The following is a 19784-nucleotide window of genomic DNA, read 5'->3' as shown; positions in this document are numbered from 1 at the left end:
GTGTGTCTCAAATTACCATTTATAATGCGCAAAAGCCTTATTAGCTTCTGCCATTTTGTGCATGTCGTCTTTCTTCTTGACAGAACCTCCGGTGTTATTAGAGGCATCAAGCAATTCTCCGGCAATTCTTTCCTGCATGGTTTTTTCTCCGCGTTTGCGAGCCATTGCAACAAGCCAGCGAAGAGCCAGTGTTGTGCGACGTTCCGCACGTACTTCGACAGGAACTTGATAGTTAGCTCCACCAACACGACGAGCCTTAACTTCCAATACAGGCATAACATTCTTTAAGGCTGCACTAAAAACTTCTAGCGGATCCTTACCAGACTTTTCCTGAATGATATTAAATGCATTATAGCAAATAGCTTCTGCCGTTCCTTTTTTACCATCCAACATGATTTGATTAATAAATTTTGTCAGAGTTTGGTTTTTATAAATCGGGTCAGGCAGTACTTCGCGTTTTGCAACATATCCTTTACGTGGCATTTAGCAAACCTCCTTTGTGTCGTATTTTAAACAAGCCAAGAGAGCCCAGCTTAGGCTTTCTTAGGACGTTTAGCCCCATATTTTGAACGTCCTTGCGCGCGTTTTTGAACAGCTGTTGTGTCTAATGCACCACGAATAACGTGATAACGCACACCAGGGATGTCCTTAACACGACCGCCCCGAATTAGAACCACAGAGTGTTCCTGTAAGTTGTGTCCAATTCCGGGAATGTAGGTGGTCACCTCAAACCCATTTGTCAAACGCACACGAGCAACCTTCCGAAGCGCCGAGTTCGGTTTTTTCGGAGTTGTAGTATAAACCCTAGTACATACTCCCCGTTTTTGTGGAGATCCTCCTGAGGGATATTGCTTACGTTTAAGTGAATTATAGCCCCACTGCAAAGCAGGAGCTGTAGATTTATATTCTACTGTAGCCCGTCCTTTACGGATAAGTTGGTTAATTGTCGGCATGTCTCCGCCTCCTTTCTGATGAAATCAATATACAAGGAATTGCTTGCTCCAGCATCTAACAAGCAATTCCAAAATCCGCTTTATAAAAATTGAGGTTCAATCATGAAGTATGGCCGCTACTGCTGTGCCAACTTCTATCCCGCACGCTTTTCCCAGTTCGCTCATAGTAGGAACGTCAATGCATTCAATACCATGATCTTCGCACCATTCAACAACAGGCCGGCGAACATGTATCTCAGCATCTTTTGCTATAAAAACGCGCCGAACACGCCCTTTTTCAAGGGCTCGCTGAGTCTGCTTCAACCCAACTGTTTTTTGTTTGGCGTGTTTAAAGGTCTCATCAAGCATCAAAATGCTTTCCCCCCTTAATCACACTATTGTAGTTTAGCATTTGAGTTCTAGCGTGTCAATAATTCGGTTTGATTTGCTTCCGAATATTTTACATTTTGATATCTTAACATTCCAGTTCCTGCAGGGATTAGTTTTCCGATGATGACATTTTCTTTCAGTCCCAGTAAAGGATCCACTTTCCCTTTGATTGCCGCTTCTGTCAGAACTCTGGTTGTTTCTTGGAAAGAAGCAGCTGATAGGAATGAATCTGTTGCTAAGGACGCTTTGGTTATCCCCAGAAGAACCGGGTGAGCGACAGCCGGCTCACCGCCTTCAGCGATTGCTCGAGCATTTTCATCCTGGAAGTCAAACACATCGATCAAACCGCCCGGCAGAAGACTGGTATCTCCCGCATCGTCAATTTTCACTTTGCGCAGCATCTGGCGAACCATGACTTCAATATGCTTATCGTTAATATCAACCCCTTGAAGTCTGTATACCCGTTGAACCTCTCCCACTAGGTAAACTTGAACTCCGCGCTGTCCTTTGACTTTCAGCATGTCATGGGGGTTAATACTTCCTTCCGTTAATTCATCCCCCGCTTCCACCATCTGTCCATCTCTAACACAGAGGCGGGAGCCGTAAGGAATGGTGTAAACAATGTGTTCATCCCCTTCAGTAAGGAGATCAACTTCCCTGCGTCCTTTAATTTCACTGATGGCCACTTTACCGGCTGCTTCAGCGATAATCGCCTGGCCTTTCGGTTTCCGTGCCTCAAAGAGTTCTTCTACCCGCGGAAGACCTTGAGTGATGTCATCTCCGGCAACACCGCCGGTATGGAAAGTACGCATGGTCAGCTGAGTTCCAGGTTCACCGATAGATTGCGCCGCAATAATCCCCACGGCTTCACCCATTTCAACAGGCCGTCCTGTAGCCAAGTTCCGACCGTAGCAGCGCTTACATACACCGTAGCGAGACCTGCAGGTCAGGACAGATCGGATAACCGCTGAATCATAGTGTTTAACGATTTCCGCTGCTTGCTCTTCCGTTATTTCAGTATCAGGTGAAGCAAGGACTTCGCCGGTCTCCGGGTGATAGATTTCTTCAAGCACAAAACGTCCAACTAAGCGTTCAACGAGTGGTTCAATGATTTCCGGACCATCTTTGATGTCTTCAACGACAATGCCGTTTTGAGTTCCGCAATCTTCCTCACGTACGATTACATCTTGCGAGACATCAACAAGGCGGCGAGTCAGATAGCCTGAGTCAGCTGTTCTCAAAGCAGTATCAGCCAAACCTTTACGAGCACCGTGAGAAGAAATAAAGTACTCTAAAACTGTGAGACCCTCACGGAAGTTTGCTTTAATAGGCAACTCGATAGTCCGTCCTGATGGGTCAGCCATAAGTCCCCGCATTCCAGCCAATTGTCTTAGCTGTTGAATATTACCCCGCGCACCTGATGTTGCCATCATGTACACCGGATTAAAGACATCTAAAGCATCCATCAAAGCATCAGTTACAGTTCTAGTCGCCTTAGCCCATGTATCAATGACAAGATTATAGCGTTCTTCGTCTGTGATCAGGCCCCGACGATATTGGAGCTCGGTTTTAGCGACTGAGGCATCCGCATTAGACAAAATTTCTGTTTTTGCTTCCGGAACAGTAATGTCAGTCAGACCGACCGTCATCCCAGCCCGTGTGGAGAACTTAAACCCTTGACTTTTCAAACCATCTAATAGGTTGGCAGTAGCTTCATAGCCAGCCTTACGATAGGTTTTAGCAACAATTTCTGCAAGTCCTTTTTTACCTACAACCTCATTAAAGTAGCCAATTTGAGGAGGAATAACTGAATTGAAGATCAAGCGACCAACGGTCGTCTCCAATAGTCCTCCGTTACGTCGTACTTTAATACTAGCCTGTAAGTGTACTTCTTTTGCATCATATGCTAAAACAGCTTCGTCATAATCCTTGAATATTTTCCCTTCACCTAAAGCACCCGGCCGTTCCATGGTCAAATAGTAAGATCCTAAAACCATGTCCTGAGTAGGTGTAGCTACCGGCCGACCATCCTTTGGATTGAGGATATTATGAGCCGAAAGCATTAACAGTCTGGCTTCCGATTGCGCTTCAGCGGACAAAGGAACGTGTACTGCCATTTGGTCGCCATCGAAGTCAGCATTATAAGCTGTACAGACTAACGGGTGGATCTGCAAAGCCCTACCTTCAACGAGGATTGGCTCAAAAGCTTGAATTCCCAGGCGGTGAAGGGTTGGAGCACGGTTAAGCAGAACAGGATGATCCGTAATTACTTCTTCAAGAACATCCCACACTTCAGGTCGTACTCTCTCAACCATTCGTTTTGCACTTTTGATATTATGAGCATGCCCTTCATTAACAAGTTTTTTCATAACAAAGGGTTTAAAGAGCTCTAAGGCCATTTCTTTAGGAAGACCACATTGATGAAGTTTCAGATTAGGACCTACGACGATAACGGAACGTCCTGAATAGTCAACCCGCTTGCCCAAGAGATTCTGACGAAAGCGTCCCTGTTTCCCTTTTAGCATATCGCTGAGAGACTTAAGCGGTCGGTTACCCGGCCCAGTTACAGGCCTTCCGCGACGCCCGTTGTCAATCAAGGCGTCCACTGCTTCCTGAAGCATCCTTTTTTCATTTCTCACAATGATGTCCGGTGCTCCTAAATCTAAAAGACGTTTCAAACGGTTATTTCTATTTATTACTCTACGATAGAGATCATTAAGATCGGAAGTTGCAAAACGCCCGCCATCCAGTTGAACCATGGGTCTCAGCTCAGGAGGGATTACAGGGACTACATCCATAATCATCCACTCCGGGCGATTTCCTGAAGACTTAAAAGCTTCTACTACTTCGAGACGGCGAATTGCCCGTATTTTTCGCTGACCGGATACTTCTTTCAACTCCGATCTTAGTTCTTCGTTGAGTTTTTCTAAATCCATCTCGGCAAGCAGCTCTTTGACAGCTTCTGCTCCCATGCTGGCTTGGAATCGATCTCCATATTTGTCACGGTATTCCCTATACTCAGTTTCTGTGAGCAGCTGTTTCTTCATTAAGGCGGTATCGCCGGCATCCGTAACAATATAAGACACAAAATATAAAACTTTTTCTAAGGCACGAGGAGACATGTCTAAAAGCAAACCCATCCGGCTGGGAATTCCTTTGAAATACCAAATGTGCGAAACCGGAGCAGCAAGCACGATATGTCCCATTCGCTCCCGACGAACTTTAGAACGGGTTACTTCGACCCCGCAGCGATCACAAACAATCCCTTTATAACGAACTCGTTTGTATTTTCCGCAGTGACACTCCCAGTCTCGAGTTGGACCAAAAATCTTTTCACAAAACAAACCTTCACGTTCCGGCTTAAGAGTCCGATAGTTAATGGTTTCCGGCTTCTTTACTTCTCCAAATGACCACTCGCGAATCATATCCGGAGACGCTAAACCGATACGCATACGGTCGAAGTTATTGACGTCTAGCAATCCTTATCGCTCCTTTCGTCCGGGGACTAGTTGAGATCGCCAAGATCTATATCTTCTTCCTCTAGGACCTCAACATTTAAATCATCCAAGGAGTCTTCCTCGTCGATCATGTTGTCCTCATCCTCATCATCTTTCTCCTCGTCGGAACGATTTGAAGGATGCGGGAGTTCCTCATGTAGATCAATGCCTAGTTCCTTTGCCGTTTCCGTTATATCTTCATCGGTATCATGAATCTCAATTTCCCGATCATCTTCTGCTAAGACTCTAACGTCAAGTCCTAAGCTCTGCATTTCTTTAATTAAAACTTTAAAGGATTCAGGAATTCCCGGTTCAGGAATATTCTCTCCTTTAACGATAGCTTCGTAGGTTTTCACCCGGCCAACAACATCATCGGATTTAACAGTCAAAATTTCCTGGAGTGTATATGAAGCACCATAAGCTTCCAAAGCCCAAACTTCCATTTCTCCGAAACGCTGTCCTCCGAACTGAGCTTTTCCCCCTAAAGGCTGCTGAGTTACAAGAGAATATGGCCCCGTCGAGCGAGCGTGGATTTTATCGTCAACTAAATGGTGAAGTTTTAGAACATACATATACCCCACTGTAATTTTACTGTCAAAAGGTTCCCCCGTCCGTCCATCGTACAGTATGGTCTTTCCATCACTTGAGAGACCGGCTTTTTCTAAAGTCTCAAAAATATCTTCTTCCGTTGCACCGTCAAAAACCGGAGTCGCAATCCGAATTCCCAAAGCTTTAGCCGCTCTTCCCAAGTGCGTCTCCAAAACCTGACCGATATTCATACGAGATGGAACCCCTAGGGGGTTCAGCACTACCTCAATGGGCGTACCATCAGGCATAAAGGGCATATCCTCTTGACGCATAACCCGGGAAATAACCCCCTTATTTCCATGGCGGCCCGCCACCTTGTCACCAACTGAAATCTTGCGTTTTTGAGCGATATAGACACGAACGAGTTGATTAACTCCAGGAGATAACTCATCTCCATTTTCGCGCGTAAATACCTTGACATCAACAATTTTCCCTGCTTCTCCATGAGGAACACGCAGAGAGGTATCACGAACCTCGCGAGCCTTTTCACCGAAAATAGCTCTTAGCAAACGCTCCTCAGCTGTAAGCTCGGTTTCTCCCTTGGGAGTGACTTTTCCGACCAAAATATCTCCAGGTCTAACCTCAGCACCAATGCGAATAATTCCCCGTTCATCAAGATCTCTCAGAACATCTTCACCAACATTGGGAATATCCCGCGTTATTTCTTCCGGTCCAAGTTTCGTATCACGAGCATCCGATTCATATTCTTCAATATGAATGGATGTATAATAATCCTCACGGACGAGCTTCTCACTAATCAAGATCGCGTCCTCGTAGTTATAACCTTCCCAAGTCATGAAGGCTACCAAAACATTCCGGCCTAAGGCGAGCTCTCCATGGTCTGTCGAAGGACCATCGGCAACAATCTGCCCTGCCTCTACCCGTTCGCCTTTCATAACAATCGGCCGCTGGTTAATACAGGTTCCTTGATTAGAACGGGAATACTTCAAAAGCTTGTGCTTTTCGGTCATCCCATCATCGCCTTGAACGATAATTTCATCCGCTGTCGCCCGCTGTACAGTACCTGCTCGTTTAACAACTGCGCAAACACCGGAATCCTTAGCCGTCTTATATTCCATCCCAGTTCCTACATAGGGAGAATCTGTACGCAAAAGAGGAACAGCTTGCCGCTGCATGTTTGATCCCATCAAAGCCCGGTTTGCATCGTCATGCTCGAGGAAAGGAATGAGAGCCGTAGCAATGGATACCATTTGTTTTGGAGAGACGTCCATGTAGTCGACTTGATTAGGCGAAACATGCACAAAATCCGGACCGTGACGACCATCGATTTTCTCCCCTAAAAACTCACCGTTCTCACCCAGTGGTGCATTTGCTTGGGCCACAACATACTTTTCTTCCTCATCAGCAGTTAAATAATGGATTTCATCCGTAACACTGCGCGCTTCCTTGTCAACCTTACGATAAGGGGCCTCAATAAACCCATATGGATTAATGCGGCCAAAGGTACTTAAGGAGCCGATCAAGCCGATGTTCGGACCTTCCGGTGTTTCTACCGGGCACATTCTCCCGTAGTGGGAATGGTGAACGTCCCGCACTTCAAATCCTGCACGCTCTCTGCTTAGTCCTCCAGGGCCTAAGGCACTTAAACGGCGTTTATGGGTCAGCTCTGCCAGCGGATTGGTTTGATCCATAAATTGGGACAGCTGACTGCTGCCAAAAAACTCTTTGATTGCCGCAACGACGGGTCGAATATTGATTAATACCTGAGGCGTAATCACTTCTACATCCTGAATGGTCATCCGTTCACGAACGACACGTTCCATACGGGACAAACCAATTCGGAATTGATTTTGCAGCAGTTCTCCCACGGAGCGCAATCTGCGGTTGCCTAGATGGTCAATGTCATCCTTATGCCCATCTCCATCCATCAAGGCCAACATCTTCTGCACACTGGCTACGATATCTCCACGGGTTAAATGACGAACATCCATAGGGATATCTAAGCCCAGCTTCTTATTAAGCTTGTAACGTCCAACCTTAGCTAAGTCATACCGCTTGGCATCAAAGAACAACGCTTCTAAAAGCGAGCGGGCACTGTCTACCGTCGGCGGTTCACCTGGTCTTAAGCGTTTATAAATCTCAACCAAAGCTTCTTCAGTCGATTCTGAGTTATCCCTTTCCAGGGTTGCACGAATATATTCATTATCATTAAACAGTTCTAAAATCTGACCGTTGCTTGCATAGCCTAAAGCACGGATAAGAACAGTGCCAGGCAGTTTTCTGGTTCGGTCAACCCTGACAAAGATATTATCGTTAATATCTGTTTCAAACTCCAACCAAGCTCCGCGATTTGGGATTACTGTAGCCCCATAGAGTTTTTTACCGCTGGGATCAATTTGCTCAGCGTAGTAAACTCCCGGCGAACGTACAAGTTGGCTGACAATAACACGTTCGGCACCATTAATAATAAAGGTACCTTTGTCGGTCATCAACGGGAAGTCTCCCATAAAAACTTCCTGTTCTTTAACTTCTCCGGTTTCCTTGTTTATCAGGCGTACCTTAACTCGAAGCGGCGCCGCGTATGTAACATCGCGTTCCTTACACTCCTCCACCTGATACTTAGCATCTCCTAAGCTATAATCAACAAATTCTAAAACGAGATTGCCTGTGAAATCTTGAATCGGCGAAATATCGCGAAACATATCGCGCAACCCTTCATCAAGAAACCAACGATAGGAGTTTTGCTGGATTTCGATTAAATTTGGCATGTCGAGAACTTCACGGATCCTGGAGTAGCTCCAGCGTTCCCGTGTCCCAACCTTAACAGGATAGAACATTAACGTTTCACCCCTCAGTGTGGTTTTCTCTCATTGAGGTAAATAATATATTGACATATACAGCCAAAAGCAAGGCCTTTTAAAAAGAACCTCGCTTAACTGTTTATGATGTTCCGCTATCATTCCGACAATTTCAAAGATAATATCTCCTTATTATCAAAAGCATTTACGAATATTACCATAGCATGGATGGATTAAGTAATAAATACCATTTACGTATAGTAACATTTATAAAGTATAACAAAACCGCAGCTCTCTGTCAAGTAACTTTTTTAAATAAGATTTTCTGGCTATGGTCTGCTCATACTCACCTTGCTATTCTATTCTGATCCAGGATAAATGTGAGGTATTCTCTCGATAATTCCATACTGTAAAGCGCTAGCTGAGGATGAAAAAAGGTACTCTCTACAAGAGAGTACCTTTCACTAAGAAACTCTTACTTTACTTCGACGGTAGCTCCGGCTTCAGTTAATTTAGCTTTTAAGGCTTCAGCTTCATCTTTGGAAACTTTCTCTTTAACCGGTTTTGGAGCATTGTCTACGAGGTCTTTTGCTTCTTTAAGACCTAATCCGGTTGCTTCACGAACTACTTTAATAACTCCGATTTTAGAAGCTCCACAGTTTGTAAGAATAACGTCAAACTCTGTTTTTTCTTCAGCTGCATCGCCAGCAGGAGCAGCGGCAACCGCACCGCCTGCAACTGCTACAGGAGCAGCGGCACTTACGCCAAACTCTTCTTCGAAAGCTTTTACAAGTTCAGATAACTCAAGGACAGTTAAGCCTTTTACGGCTTCGAGAATTTCATTAACTTTAGACATTTTTCGTTTCCTCCTTAAATTTAAAAAAGATTTAAATGATAGAGCACATTCTTATTGAGCAGCTTTAAGCTTACGTACTTCTTCCAAGGCATACCCCATCTTACGGATCGGTCCTTGAAGAACATTAACCATACCGGCAAGAGGAGCTTGCATACCGCGCAGAACCATCGTGAGCAAGACTTCACGAGAAGGCAGATCAGCGAGAGCTTTGACATTGTCTGCACCAATCACCTTGCCTTCCAGTACCCCTGCTTTAATTTGGAATGTTTTAAGTTTGTTTTCCTTGGCAAAATTCGTTAAGATTTTGGCCGGTGCAACAGGATCGGCGCTAAAAGCAAGAGCGGTGGGACCCTTAAGATAGGGATCAAGTCCTTCAACCCCTAACTCATCGGCAGCACGACGTACGAGAGTATTTTTTAAAACCCGGTACTCAACTCCGGCTTTGCGTAATTGAGAACGCAGTTGCGTTACTTGGGCCACAGTTAAACCACGGTAGTCAGCTAAGACTATTCCCGAAGACTGTTGAAACTTCTCTTTGATTTCTGATACTACAAGACTTTTTTCTTCGATGTTAGGCATTCTGTGTACCTCCTTCCCATTTAGATAAACTCAGCAAAAAACCTCCGCATTTGCAGAGGTTAAGAATGCCAAATAAATATCTTTCGGCGTAATCTTCCAACCTCGGCAGGCTATTAAGCCTTACGGCTCCTGCTTTCTACAGCGGAAATATTAAATTCCTGATAAGTTTATCCCATTTATAGAACACTGTCAAGCTGTCGATATTAGAGTGCTTTAACAGGGTTGATGCGCACGCCCGGTCCCATGGTGGAGGATACTGTAACACTCCTCATGTATTGACCTTTGGCAGCAGCAGGCTTCGCCTTAACTAAAACTTCCCCTAACACACGATAGTTTTCCAGCAACTGTTCCACACTGAATGAGGCTTTGCCTATAGGTGCATGGATAATACCGGCCTTGTCTGCACGGTACTCAATCTTACCAGCCTTAATTTCCTTGATCGCACGAGTTACATCAAGGGTTACTGTTCCGGTTTTAGGGTTTGGCATAAGACCTTTTGGTCCAAGTACACGACCAAGTTTACCAACCATCCCCATCATATCTGGAGTTGCGACAACAACTTCAAAACCGAACCAACCCTGCTCGATTTTAGCGATCATATCTTCAGCTCCAACAAAGTCTGCTCCTGCCAGCTCAGCTTCTTTAGCCTTTTCTCCTCGGGCAAATACCAACACAGTCCGTGTTTTACCAGTCCCATTAGGAAGGACTACCGCTCCACGAATTTGTTGATCAGCATGCCGAGTGTCAATGCCTAATTTAAAAGCAACTTCGACAGTCTCGTCGAACTTTGCTTTCGCATTCGCTTTAACAATGGATAATGCTTCTGTTGGCTCATGAAGAGCTGCACGATCAAAAGATTTTACAGCCTCTTGATACTTTTTACCTACTTTAGCCATTCTATTAACCTCCTTGTGGTTATGCGGGCTTTACCCTCCCACAAAAAATATTAGCCTTCAACGACGTCGATTCCCATGCTCCGAGCTGTTCCTTCAATCATCCGCATTGCTGCTTCAATGCTTGCAGCATTTAAGTCCTTCATCTTAGTATCGGCAATTTCACGAATTTTTGATTTAGGAACTGAAGCAACCTTCTTGCGATTTGGTTCAGAAGAGCCGGAATTGATGTTGGCTGCTTTTTTGAGCAACACTGCTGCTGGCGGGGTCTTGGTAATAAAGGTAAAGGAACGGTCTTCATAGACGGTAATCTCAACAGGGATAATTAAACCTGCTTGATCTTTTGTGCGTTCATTATACTCTTTGCAAAAACCCATAATATTGACCCCGTGCTGACCCAGAGCTGGACCAACCGGAGGTGCCGGTGTTGCCTTTCCTGCATTAATTGCTAGTTTTACCAACCCAATTACTTTCTTTGCCATTTGTCATTACACCTCCTTGTTAGGATAACCTGATTTTAGTCTAATTTTTGAACCTGTGTGAACTCAAGTTCAACGGGTGTCTCTCTCCCAAACATGGATACTTCAACCCGCAATTTGCCTTTATCGGCAAGAATTTCTCGAACCACGCCAACAAAATCTTTAAATGGACCAGCAATCACCTGGACACTTTGATTAATCTCAAAGTCAACCCGCGTTTGAATCTCATCCATTCCCATTTGTTGCAGAATTGTCACTACTTCACTTTCAAGCAAAGGAATAGGCTTCGTTCCAGACCCAACGAATCCGGTTACACCTGGAGTATTGCGAACAACATACCACGAGTCGTCCGTCATTTCCATCTCGACAAGCACATAACCCGGATATACTTTGCGTTTGGTAATCTTTTGTTTTCCATTTTTGAACTCAACTTCATCTTCCATGGGAACAAGCACTCGAAAAATCTTTTCTTCCATATTCATTGATTCAACGCGTTTTTCGAGGTTCATCTTCACTTTGTTCTCATAGCCAGAATAGGTATGAATCACAAACCAATCTTTTGCCATTTCTCAGGGACCTCCTCAGACACTGCCATTGAACCTCATATGTTTTAGGGCAGCAGCTTGGTCAAGGCCGCGTTTAAACCGCTATCAACAATCCACATCAGAATGGATACAATCGCCACCGCAAAAAACACAACTACAGTGTAGCTAAGCAACTGCCTGCGGCTTGGCCAATGAACTTTTTTGAGTTCGCTCAAAACCCCGCGGAAATACTCCATCGCCTTATCTTTCTGTCGCTGAGTATTGGCCGGTTTCTTCAACTCGCCCATCACTTCACATCCTTACAGACATCCACGTCATTGACTCCGTGACAACGCCTCCTGGCGTACATCTAAACTTTGCAAAAAAAAAATTACTTAGTTTCTTTATGCAGAGTGTGGCTCTTGCAGAACTTGCAAAACTTTTGAGCTTCCAAGCGATCTGGGTTGTTTTTCTTGTTTTTCATTGTAGCATAGTTACGATGCTTGCACTCCGTACATGCTAAAATAATGCCAACACGCATTCAGTACACCTCCCGGACAACAGTAGGACGCTGTATTTTTTTCCATTACTCAAAGTACTTTATCACAAGAAAATTTCGCTGTCAAGGAAAACCTCCTGCAACAAAAAAGACAGCTTCGCTGTCTCACTAACTTGGTTGCGGGGGCTGGATTTGAACCAACGACCTTCGGGTTATGAGCCCGACGAGCTACCACTGCTCCACCCCGCGATATTCTTGTTCAGTTGTCCTAAGTGATTGTCCGACACTCGTCCACCTGTCATGCGAAGCACATATGCAGCTCGATCGTGTATTGCAATACCGTCTTGTCACCATATTGTGTTATGGAGCCGACGATGGGACTCGAACCCGCAACCTGCTGATTACAAATCAGCTGCTCTGCCAATTGAGCTACGTCGGCTTGAACCTCTTGTGCATCACAATAACCTCGAGGCACTTACGTAGTTTATCACTTCTTTTTTAGAAATGCAAGCCTTTTGTTTTTAAAAGCTTATGTAAAATTACCCATCACGTCGTTCGAGATATCGCTCAAGTTTTCGTTTAACCCTCTGTAACGCGTTATCGATTGACTTCACATGCCTTCTCAAGTCAACAGCAATTTCTTGATAAGATTTACCCTCCAAATACGACATGAGTACTTTCCATTCCAGAGAACTTAGGATTTCACCCATCTTTTCCTCGATATCGTCAAATTCCTCCCGGCTGATAATCAGCTCCTCGGGATCCGTAATTCGAGTTCCTGATATAACATCAAGAAGAGTCCTATCCGAGTCCTCATCATAAATAGGCTTATTCAAAGAAACATAGGAGTTTAACGGAATGTGCTTCTGCCTAGTCGCAGTTTTTATCGCAGTAATGATCTGTCGGGTTATGCACAATTCAGCGAACGCTCTGAAGGAGGAGAGTTTGTCCCCGCGAAAATCCCGAATTGCCTTATAGAGACCAATCATTCCTTCCTGGATAATATCTTCACGGTCTGCACCAATTAGAAAGTATGAACGTGCTTTTGCTCTAACAAAATTTTTGTATTTATTAATAAGAAACTCTAGTGCTGCAGCGTCGCCTTCCTTGGCAAGCTCAACCACCTCTTCATCCACGATAACGTCGATGATTTCGCACTCCGGTAGTTCTGGTTGGGCTTGAAGAGTCAAGTTGATCCCCCCTAAATGTCGTCACGAAGAAGACGCAATCTCGGCTAGCCCTCGTCCACGAGAACATCCTCATTATACTCGACTCAAAAGAAAAGCGTCAAGGCGAAGTTTTGGTTGTTCTGTCGCTATCCGCGGGTTTCGAGCCCTTAAGACCCGCTTGTAGTTCGAAAAAATGCAGGATTCTGCAATAATTTAACAACACAGGTTAGTTTTAACGGGCGCTGACCCTCTGTCTGAGAACTTCATAAAGCATTATCGATCCGGCCACACTGGCATTTAAAGAGCTCACTTTCCCTTTCATAGGCAAACTGACCAGTTCATCACAATTTTCTCGGAGCAAACGACTTATCCCTTTCCCTTCACTGCCAATGACAATGACCCTTGGACCGGTAAGATCTGCTTCAAACACATTTTTTCCGCTTGCTTCAGCTCCCGACACCCAACAACCGATTTTTTTCAAATCCTTGAGTGTTTGAACAAGATTGCTCACTCGGGCAACTTTTACATGCTCCACTGCCCCTGCTGAAGTTTTGGCCACAGTCCCAGTTAGTGCTACACTTCGCCGCTTGGGAATAATAACCCCATGAGCGCTCACAGCGTCTACCGTCCGCAGCAAGGCACCCAGGTTGTGCGGGTCTTCTATTTCATCCAGCATTAGGATAAACGGGTCTTCCTGCCTCGATTCGGCGAAAGCAAGGATATCCTCAACGTCAGCGTAATCTCTTGCCGCCAAATAGGCAAGTATTCCTTGATGCCGCTCACGATTTGCCAACCGATCAAGGGTCTGGCGATCGACGAATTGGTATAAAATATTTCTCTCCTGTAAAAGGGAAATAATTTCTTGATTTCGCCCACCCGAACTTTCCTTGATTAGAAGAACTTTATTAACCGGTTTTCCGCTCTTTAGAAGTTCAACAACCGGATTTTTACCATAAACTATTTCGTCGTTCAAGAAGTTCACTTCTTTCCTTCCAGGGTTTTCAATCTGCCGCAGCTATAAGTTCCTTGCCGGCAGACTCCTTGAGTTATACAGGTTGGACCGGCTTCACTAAATAAATTAGGAGCCACATTGCGTACCAACTCCAGCATTCTATTAGCCAAAAAACGGATTTCCCATTGTGCTCGCTGACAGGTCCGATGCTCAAAGAAATTCAATAAGGATCGGGCGTTAAAGGTTGCCATAACCGAAGTTGTGCAGGCATTAGGCAAAACATATCGGGCATCTTCTGCAGGCACACAATTTAAAAGTTCTCGATAATTCTCCTGCAGACGAGTCATCACTTGCTCAAATTGCTTAAGCGCTGCAGGATTTCCTTTAACACTCGGGGGAATTACAAAATCAAACCCTTTCTCTTCGACATAACGCTGGGAACGCTGTGAATAGCTGGCAATACGATGACGTACTAATTGATGGGATAAAGCTCTGGATACACCATCTATAGAAAATTGAAAGCTAACATGTTCAAAAGTAGAAAGGTGACCCATTTCTCGAAGCCTTCGCACAAAACCAGCTACCTTCTCATCGTCCAGGCGCTCACATAATTCAGATACTGAATCCGCTGAATAACATAAACGCGCAGCGGCAGCAACGACTTTTTCCGGTTCTGGTGTGTATTGAATAAGTTCTACTCTCATCAGAATTCCCCTCACTCCACTATCTCTTTATATCAATAACCAATCCTTGAGACTCCCAATAGAGCTCATTCTGCCTGTCTTTCTTGGAGAAGCATTCTGTCTACTTGGTCGAAGGCCCAACCCATGCGGGAATTCTGTCCGCTTAGATGCCAGTAACCGATTAAGCTTTCAAACGCCGTTGCATGACGATACGTCAATACATCAACATTTTTGGGATGCCCGCCTTTGGAGTTCCTCCCCCGCATAACAATTTGCTGTTCAATTTCGTTAAGGTCCGGCAAAAGGGCGTGTAACACCTTAGCTTGAGTGCTGGCGCGTACATAACTAATCGCCTGCTTGTGCAGTTCTTTGACCTTTTCGTGCCCAAGTTCCAGTAAGTGTGTACGAACCCAAAGTTCATAAACAGCATCCCCTAAATATGCCAAGGTTAACGCATTCATTTCTTGCCAATTTCGCATATAGTCACCTTTCATCCAATCATACCACTGGTTATCCTGCAAGTGCAGCAGTATCTACTTCTTAAGCTGCCACCTTGCACCTTGTGGCGTATCTTCAATTACGATGCCTTTTTCTTTCAAGGAATCCCGGATAAAATCTGCCATTTCCCAATCTTTTTTCTGGCGGGATTTTGAGCGAATCTGTAAGACCACATTCATGACTTGACTTAACAATTCTTCATTTTCCACACTAACTTGAGCAGGATGAAGCAAATCAAAACCTAAAACCCCGCCAAGCTCTATTAATGTCTTTTGAGCGACAGCCAATCCTTCTGAAGACTGGGAATTTTCTTTTACATGCCCATTCATGGTTTTCGCCAGCTCGAAGAGAGCTGCATAGGCAAGTGCTGAATTAAAATCATCATCCATGGCTTTTTCAAAGGCTTTACGTGCTTCCTGAGCAGCCTCCACCAATCCTCCGTGGATTGGATCGTTTTTTTGTGTTCCACTTCTGTTCAAGGCTTCCTGCGCCAAACGAACACTGGTTTGCAGGCGTTCCAAACCTTTTTGAGCCATACTTAAATTCTGGTCGTTAAAATCCAAAGGACTTCGATAATGAGTTCCCAACAAATAAAATCTAATCACTTCTCCAGGATTATTTTCCAACAATTCACGGATCGTAAAGAAATTTCCCAGAGACTTAGACATTTTTTCTTGATTGATAGTTAGAAACGCATTGTGCATCCAATAGCGGGCAAAGGTTTCTCCCTTAAGGTAACCTTCTGTTTGAGCAATCTCATTTTCATGATGTGGAAATGAGAGATCCTCCCCTCCGCCATGAATATCAAATCCCGCTCCCAGATATTTTAAAGACATGGCCGAACACTCAATATGCCAGCCCGGACGCCCCTCTCCCCAAGGACTTTGCCAAAATGGTTCACCAGGTTTAGCCTTTTTCCAAAGTGCAAAATCCATGGGATGCTTTTTGCGTTCATCTACTTCTACCCGGGCACCAGCCTTCATATCTTCAATGGTTCTGCCGGATAACTTCCCATAATCGGGGAACCGTTCCACTGCAAAATAAACATCCCCATCTACTTCATAGGCTAATCCAGTATCAATAAGCCCCTGAATAATCTCAATCATTTCAGGGATATGTTCCGTAGCTTTAGGATGAACTGTTGCCGGCATAAGGTTTAAAGCTTTAGCATCTTTAAAATATTCCTCAATATATTTTTGACCTAAAGCCAGAGGGTCCATTCCTTCTACATTTCCTCGCTGAATAATCTTATCATCGACGTCCGTAAAATTCTGGACATAGCGAACATCATAACCTTTGTAGATAAAGTATCGTCTAATCATGTCAAAGACAACAAACATTCGGGCATTTCCTGCGTGAAAATAGTTATAGGTCGTCGGGCCGCATACGTACATCGCTACTTTCCCGTTCTCCCTTGGCTGAAACTCCTCTTTTTGACGGGTCATGGTGTTGTATAATCTCAAAGACATTGTATCCACTCTCCTCTTTTTTTAGAATTTCTTCTAGATATTCCACACGCTGCATCAGACATTTCAACATTTCGTTCACCGGATCGGGCAAATCATCGTGTCTTAAATCAGGATCTTTAATGGGAACTCCGTGATGGAGAACGATTCGCCCCGGAACACCTACTACCGTTGTGTCACTTGGAACCGGCTTGTTGACAACTGAACCGGCACCTATTTTGACATTATCTCCAACTTTAAATGAACCTAGTACCCTGGCCCCAGCCCCAATCACCACATTATTTCCAATGGTCGGATGCCTTTTGCCTTTTTCTTTACCTGTCCCGCCAAGAGTAACTCCTTGATAAAGGGTGACATTGTTCCCAATTTCCGTGGTTTCCCCAATGACAACACCCGTTCCATGGTCAATAAATAGGCCTTGGCCAATCGTCGCCCCCGGATGAATTTCTATCCCTGTTAAAAAACGAGAAAATTGAGAGATCATGCGCGGCAATAAAACCAATTTACGGCGATACAACCAATGGGCCAGCCGGTGAAAAATTACGGCATGAAACCCCGGGTAGCATAAAACGACCTCCCAGATACTTTTTGCAGCAGGATCTCGTTCAAAGATAACTTGAATATCGCGCTTAAGCTGTCCGAACATTTTTAGCCTCACCCTTTTCCTAAATATTTAAGTTACCCGGCACGAACGAATACACGCTTATTTTAGCATCACTGATTTTTCAGGATAACACAAAAAGCGGAACTACTCGTCCAGAGACGAATAGTTCCGCGGTTCCACTCTGTTTGAACGACTATGTCGCTCCAGCTTAATGCTTTAACGCAGCAAAACGGATTGGAATACTTAATTTCATCCAATCAGCTCCGAGACGCACTTCCAAAATATCCTTGTCAATGGCTTTCACTGTCCCATTTCGCTGGTGACAACTCAATTTTGTACTCTTTCTCTTCAATGCCTTGGGTCATTATTTATTTTAGATGTAAAGTGTATTTATAGTTTCTCTAATTATAGAGAAGTCCCTAACCTCTGTCAATCACTTGCTTGGTAAGTCTATGCAAAATAACGCTCCTCTGTCATAGCGATCCGTCCTAAAACATTCTCACGCCCTAATAAGGGGATAATATCATAAAGCTCCGGACCATGCATTTGCCCGGTCAAAGCCACCCGGACCGGCATATATACTAATTTGCCGCCGAGTTTCAACTCTTTCGTCATTTGTTTTAAAAGGGTCTTCACAGTTTCTCCCGTGAGTGTTTCTGTCTCCTGCACCTTCCTTTTAAATAATGCCAAGACACCCGGAACCTGCTCTCCCTTCAACACGTCAATTGCTTCGCCATCCGGCTCAAGGGGAATACTCCCATGAAAATAGTGGATATAGTTCTTTGCTTCAGCCAGGTAAGAAATTTTATCCAAAATAGCTTTAACAAAGGTTTCCAGCCACTCCTGCTGCTCTGTTGACCGTTTCTCCCGAGAAGGTATATTTAATTCCTCCAGATGCGGCAATGCGAGCTCAGCCAGTTGTTCGAGGGAAGTTTCTTTAAGATAATGTGTGTTAATATAATCCAGTTTATGCCGATCAAACACAGCAGGGCTTTTAGAAACCCGGTCCAGGGTAAAGGCCTCTGCCAACTCATCCAGGGTGTAAAATTCTTTTTCCCCCGAAGGCGCCCAGCCAAGGAGGGCTATAAAATTCACAATAGCCTCGGAGAGATATCCCTTCCTTTGATAATCTATTACCGCAGTGTCCCCATCCCGTTTGCTCATCTTACGCCCTTCGGAATTATGGATCAGGGAAATATGAGCAAATTCAGGCGCAGGAACTCCCAGGGCTTGATAAATCAGAACTTGCCTCGGAGTATTGGACAGATGCTCCTCACCTCGAATTACGTGAGTGATTCCCATGGTAATATCATCCACAACCACTGCGAAATTATAGGTGGGAATTCCATCGGATTTAACAATGACATAATCCCCAATCCCATCGCTCTCAAATACCACGTCCCCGCGAACTTGATCAGAAATATGAATGGCTTGTCCTTTCGGCACGCGGAAGCGGACCACCGGCTTTCGCCCTTCAATCTCCAGGGCAGCCCGCTGCTCTGCGGTCAAATGGCGGCATTTTCCCAGATAGCGGGGAGTTTCTCCTTTAGCAAGTAACTCTTGACGTTCCTGCTCTATTTCCTCTTCCGAACAATAGCAATAATAAGCGTGACCACCGGCTATTAATTTTTCGGTATACTCTGCGTAAAGCCCTAAACGATCCGTCTGGCGATAAGGACCATGGTCACCGCCAACTTCGATTCCTTCATTCCATTGAATATTTAACCAGCGCAGGGCTTCTAAAATATTTTGTTCAGATTTTCTGCTTGAACGCTCCAGATCTGTGTCTTCACTGCGTACAATAAATGTCCCATTGTTCTTACGAGCCCACAGATAATTAAATAAAGCCGATCTCGCCCCTCCGATATGAAGCGGGCCCGTCGGGCTAGGTGCAAATCGAACTCGAATTGTCATTTTACTTCCTCCACCTTTATTAAGCTAACAATTGCTTGAGCTGCAATTCCTTCTTCTCTGCCAACAAATCCCAATCGTTCCGTTGTAGTCGCTTTAACAGACACACAAGACTCTTGGATATCCATAGCCCGGGAAAGGTTATAGCGCATCTTTTCTATAAATGGGGCAAGTTTCGGACGCTCTGCCATAATAACACTGTCCATGTTTCCAACTATGTACCCCTTTGACTTGATAAGCCCCATCACATGTTCCAGCAGTGTCAAACTGGAAATCCCTCTATAGCTGGGATCATTATCAGGAAAGTGACCTCCTATATCCCCTAAAGCCAAGGCGCCTAAAAGGGCGTCCATGATGGCATGAACCAGTACATCCGCATCTGAGTGGCCCAGCAGTCCTCGTTCATAAGGAACTTCTACTCCTCCGAGTATCAATTGCCGCCCTTCAACCAAAGCATGTACGTCATAACCCAATCCTACTTTAATACCCAACACCTCATTTGTTT

20 protein-coding genes, 2 tRNA genes and 2 other annotated features are annotated in these 19784 nt (G+C 44.7%); all 22 genes read right to left on the bottom strand.

Features of this window, described 5'->3' with window-relative positions; genetic code table 11:
• Positions 1 to 12: 12 nt before the first annotated feature.
• Positions 13 to 483 (bottom strand): 30S ribosomal protein S7, encoded by a 471-nt coding sequence (rpsG, locus tag DESOR_RS01190; RefSeq protein ID WP_014182788.1) that lies wholly within the window; start codon positions 481 to 483, stop codon positions 13 to 15.
• Between the two features lie 50 nt (positions 484 to 533).
• The gene (gene rpsL / locus DESOR_RS01185; RefSeq protein ID WP_014182787.1) at positions 534 to 953 is read right to left on the bottom strand and encodes a 30S ribosomal protein S12; all 420 of its coding nucleotides are present in this window, start codon (positions 951 to 953) and stop codon (positions 534 to 536) included.
• A gap of 96 nt (positions 954 to 1049) precedes the next feature.
• Complete coding sequence (locus DESOR_RS01180) at positions 1050 to 1301, bottom strand: L7Ae/L30e/S12e/Gadd45 family ribosomal protein (RefSeq protein WP_014182786.1); 252 nt, start codon at positions 1299 to 1301, stop codon at positions 1050 to 1052.
• Between the two features lie 50 nt (positions 1302 to 1351).
• Positions 1352 to 4801 carry a DNA-directed RNA polymerase subunit beta' gene (gene rpoC / locus DESOR_RS01175; protein WP_014182785.1) on the bottom strand — a complete coding sequence of 1150 codons (3450 nt, stop codon included), beginning with the start codon at positions 4799 to 4801 and terminating at the stop codon, positions 1352 to 1354.
• 26 nt (positions 4802 to 4827) lie between these two features.
• Positions 4828 to 8205 (bottom strand): DNA-directed RNA polymerase subunit beta, encoded by a 3378-nt coding sequence (rpoB, locus tag DESOR_RS01170; protein ID WP_014182784.1) that lies wholly within the window; start codon positions 8203 to 8205, stop codon positions 4828 to 4830.
• A 436-nt stretch (positions 8206 to 8641) separates the two neighbouring features.
• Positions 8642 to 9022, bottom strand: coding sequence for a 50S ribosomal protein L7/L12 (gene rplL / locus DESOR_RS01165; protein WP_014182783.1), 381 nt, complete (start codon positions 9020 to 9022; stop codon positions 8642 to 8644).
• 51 nt (positions 9023 to 9073) lie between these two features.
• Complete coding sequence (gene rplJ, locus DESOR_RS01160; RefSeq protein ID WP_014182782.1) at positions 9074 to 9601, bottom strand: 50S ribosomal protein L10; 528 nt, start codon at positions 9599 to 9601, stop codon at positions 9074 to 9076.
• Positions 9602 to 9627: 26 nt separating this feature from the next.
• Positions 9628 to 9761, bottom strand: a sequence feature (ribosomal protein L10 leader region).
• Positions 9762 to 9804: 43 nt separating this feature from the next.
• Entirely contained in the window at positions 9805 to 10497 is a 693-nt protein-coding gene (gene rplA / locus DESOR_RS01155) for a 50S ribosomal protein L1 (protein ID WP_014182781.1), read from the bottom strand.
• A gap of 50 nt (positions 10498 to 10547) precedes the next feature.
• The gene (rplK, locus tag DESOR_RS01150; protein ID WP_014182780.1) at positions 10548 to 10976 is read right to left on the bottom strand and encodes a 50S ribosomal protein L11; all 429 of its coding nucleotides are present in this window, start codon (positions 10974 to 10976) and stop codon (positions 10548 to 10550) included.
• A 35-nt stretch (positions 10977 to 11011) separates the two neighbouring features.
• Complete coding sequence (gene nusG, locus DESOR_RS01145) at positions 11012 to 11539, bottom strand: transcription termination/antitermination protein NusG (RefSeq protein WP_014182779.1); 528 nt, start codon at positions 11537 to 11539, stop codon at positions 11012 to 11014.
• A gap of 44 nt (positions 11540 to 11583) precedes the next feature.
• A complete protein-coding gene (gene secE, locus DESOR_RS01140) occupies positions 11584 to 11805 on the bottom strand; it encodes a preprotein translocase subunit SecE (protein WP_014182778.1) in 222 nt (73 codons plus the stop codon).
• An 83-nt stretch (positions 11806 to 11888) separates the two neighbouring features.
• Positions 11889 to 12038: a 50S ribosomal protein L33 gene (rpmG, locus tag DESOR_RS01135; RefSeq protein WP_014182777.1), complete on the bottom strand. Its 150-nt coding sequence runs from the start codon at positions 12036 to 12038 to the stop codon at positions 11889 to 11891.
• A 132-nt stretch (positions 12039 to 12170) separates the two neighbouring features.
• Positions 12171 to 12245, bottom strand: a tRNA-Met gene (locus tag DESOR_RS01130).
• 114 nt (positions 12246 to 12359) lie between these two features.
• A tRNA-Thr gene (locus DESOR_RS01125) sits at positions 12360 to 12435 on the bottom strand.
• Positions 12436 to 12535: 100 nt separating this feature from the next.
• Positions 12536 to 13186 (bottom strand): RNA polymerase sporulation sigma factor SigH, encoded by a 651-nt coding sequence (gene sigH, locus DESOR_RS01120; protein ID WP_014182776.1) that lies wholly within the window; start codon positions 13184 to 13186, stop codon positions 12536 to 12538.
• Positions 13187 to 13397: 211 nt separating this feature from the next.
• Positions 13398 to 14147: a 23S rRNA (guanosine(2251)-2'-O)-methyltransferase RlmB gene (rlmB, locus tag DESOR_RS01115; RefSeq protein ID WP_014182775.1), complete on the bottom strand. Its 750-nt coding sequence runs from the start codon at positions 14145 to 14147 to the stop codon at positions 13398 to 13400.
• Complete coding sequence (gene thyX, locus DESOR_RS01110; protein WP_014182774.1) at positions 14144 to 14821, bottom strand: FAD-dependent thymidylate synthase; 678 nt, start codon at positions 14819 to 14821, stop codon at positions 14144 to 14146. Before thyX ends, rlmB begins: the two co-directional genes overlap by 4 nt.
• A 65-nt stretch (positions 14822 to 14886) precedes the next feature.
• The gene (locus DESOR_RS01105; RefSeq protein WP_014182773.1) at positions 14887 to 15279 is read right to left on the bottom strand and encodes a Mini-ribonuclease 3; all 393 of its coding nucleotides are present in this window, start codon (positions 15277 to 15279) and stop codon (positions 14887 to 14889) included.
• Between the two features lie 54 nt (positions 15280 to 15333).
• Positions 15334 to 16767: a cysteine--tRNA ligase gene (gene cysS, locus DESOR_RS01100; protein WP_042330669.1), complete on the bottom strand. Its 1434-nt coding sequence runs from the start codon at positions 16765 to 16767 to the stop codon at positions 15334 to 15336.
• Positions 16664 to 17410 (bottom strand): serine O-acetyltransferase, encoded by a 747-nt coding sequence (gene cysE, locus DESOR_RS01095; RefSeq protein WP_014182771.1) that lies wholly within the window; start codon positions 17408 to 17410, stop codon positions 16664 to 16666. Before cysE ends, cysS begins: the two co-directional genes overlap by 104 nt.
• Before the next feature lie 109 nt (positions 17411 to 17519).
• Positions 17520 to 17729, bottom strand: a binding site (T-box leader).
• Positions 17730 to 17818: 89 nt separating this feature from the next.
• The gene (gltX, locus tag DESOR_RS01090) at positions 17819 to 19282 is read right to left on the bottom strand and encodes a glutamate--tRNA ligase (protein WP_014182770.1); all 1464 of its coding nucleotides are present in this window, start codon (positions 19280 to 19282) and stop codon (positions 17819 to 17821) included.
• Complete coding sequence (ispF, locus tag DESOR_RS01085) at positions 19279 to 19773, bottom strand: 2-C-methyl-D-erythritol 2,4-cyclodiphosphate synthase (RefSeq protein WP_014182769.1); 495 nt, start codon at positions 19771 to 19773, stop codon at positions 19279 to 19281. Before ispF ends, gltX begins: the two co-directional genes overlap by 4 nt.
• Positions 19774 to 19784 lie beyond the last annotated feature (11 nt).

The sequence above is a fragment of the Desulfosporosinus orientis DSM 765 genome (assembly GCF_000235605.1).
Taxonomy (GTDB): Bacteria; Bacillota; Desulfitobacteriia; order Desulfitobacteriales; family Desulfitobacteriaceae; genus Desulfosporosinus; species Desulfosporosinus orientis.
This window is presented reverse-complemented; position numbering and strand designations above follow the sequence as displayed.

Coding starts and splice junctions, on each gene's coding strand:
- rpsG (WP_014182788.1), bottom strand. CDS start 483: ATGCCACGTAAAGGATATGTTGCAAAACGCGAAGTACTGCCTGACCCG.
- rpsL (WP_014182787.1), bottom strand. CDS start 953: ATGCCGACAATTAACCAACTTATCCGTAAAGGACGGGCTACAGTAGAA.
- DESOR_RS01180 (WP_014182786.1), bottom strand. CDS start 1,301: ATGCTTGATGAGACCTTTAAACACGCCAAACAAAAAACAGTTGGGTTG.
- rpoB (WP_014182784.1), bottom strand. CDS start 8,205: ATGTTCTATCCTGTTAAGGTTGGGACACGGGAACGCTGGAGCTACTCC.
- rplL (WP_014182783.1), bottom strand. CDS start 9,022: ATGTCTAAAGTTAATGAAATTCTCGAAGCCGTAAAAGGCTTAACTGTC.
- rplJ (WP_014182782.1), bottom strand. CDS start 9,601: ATGCCTAACATCGAAGAAAAAAGTCTTGTAGTATCAGAAATCAAAGAG.
- rplA (WP_014182781.1), bottom strand. CDS start 10,497: ATGGCTAAAGTAGGTAAAAAGTATCAAGAGGCTGTAAAATCTTTTGAT.
- rplK (WP_014182780.1), bottom strand. CDS start 10,976: ATGGCAAAGAAAGTAATTGGGTTGGTAAAACTAGCAATTAATGCAGGA.
- nusG (WP_014182779.1), bottom strand. CDS start 11,539: ATGGCAAAAGATTGGTTTGTGATTCATACCTATTCTGGCTATGAGAAC.
- secE (WP_014182778.1), bottom strand. CDS start 11,805: ATGGGCGAGTTGAAGAAACCGGCCAATACTCAGCGACAGAAAGATAAG.
- rpmG (WP_014182777.1), bottom strand. CDS start 12,038: ATGCGTGTTGGCATTATTTTAGCATGTACGGAGTGCAAGCATCGTAAC.
- thyX (WP_014182774.1), bottom strand. CDS start 14,821: ATGAGAGTAGAACTTATTCAATACACACCAGAACCGGAAAAAGTCGTT.
- DESOR_RS01105 (WP_014182773.1), bottom strand. CDS start 15,279: ATGCGAAATTGGCAAGAAATGAATGCGTTAACCTTGGCATATTTAGGG.
- cysS (WP_042330669.1), bottom strand. CDS start 16,767: ATGTCTTTGAGATTATACAACACCATGACCCGTCAAAAAGAGGAGTTT.
- cysE (WP_014182771.1), bottom strand. CDS start 17,410: ATGTTCGGACAGCTTAAGCGCGATATTCAAGTTATCTTTGAACGAGAT.
- gltX (WP_014182770.1), bottom strand. CDS start 19,282: ATGACAATTCGAGTTCGATTTGCACCTAGCCCGACGGGCCCGCTTCAT.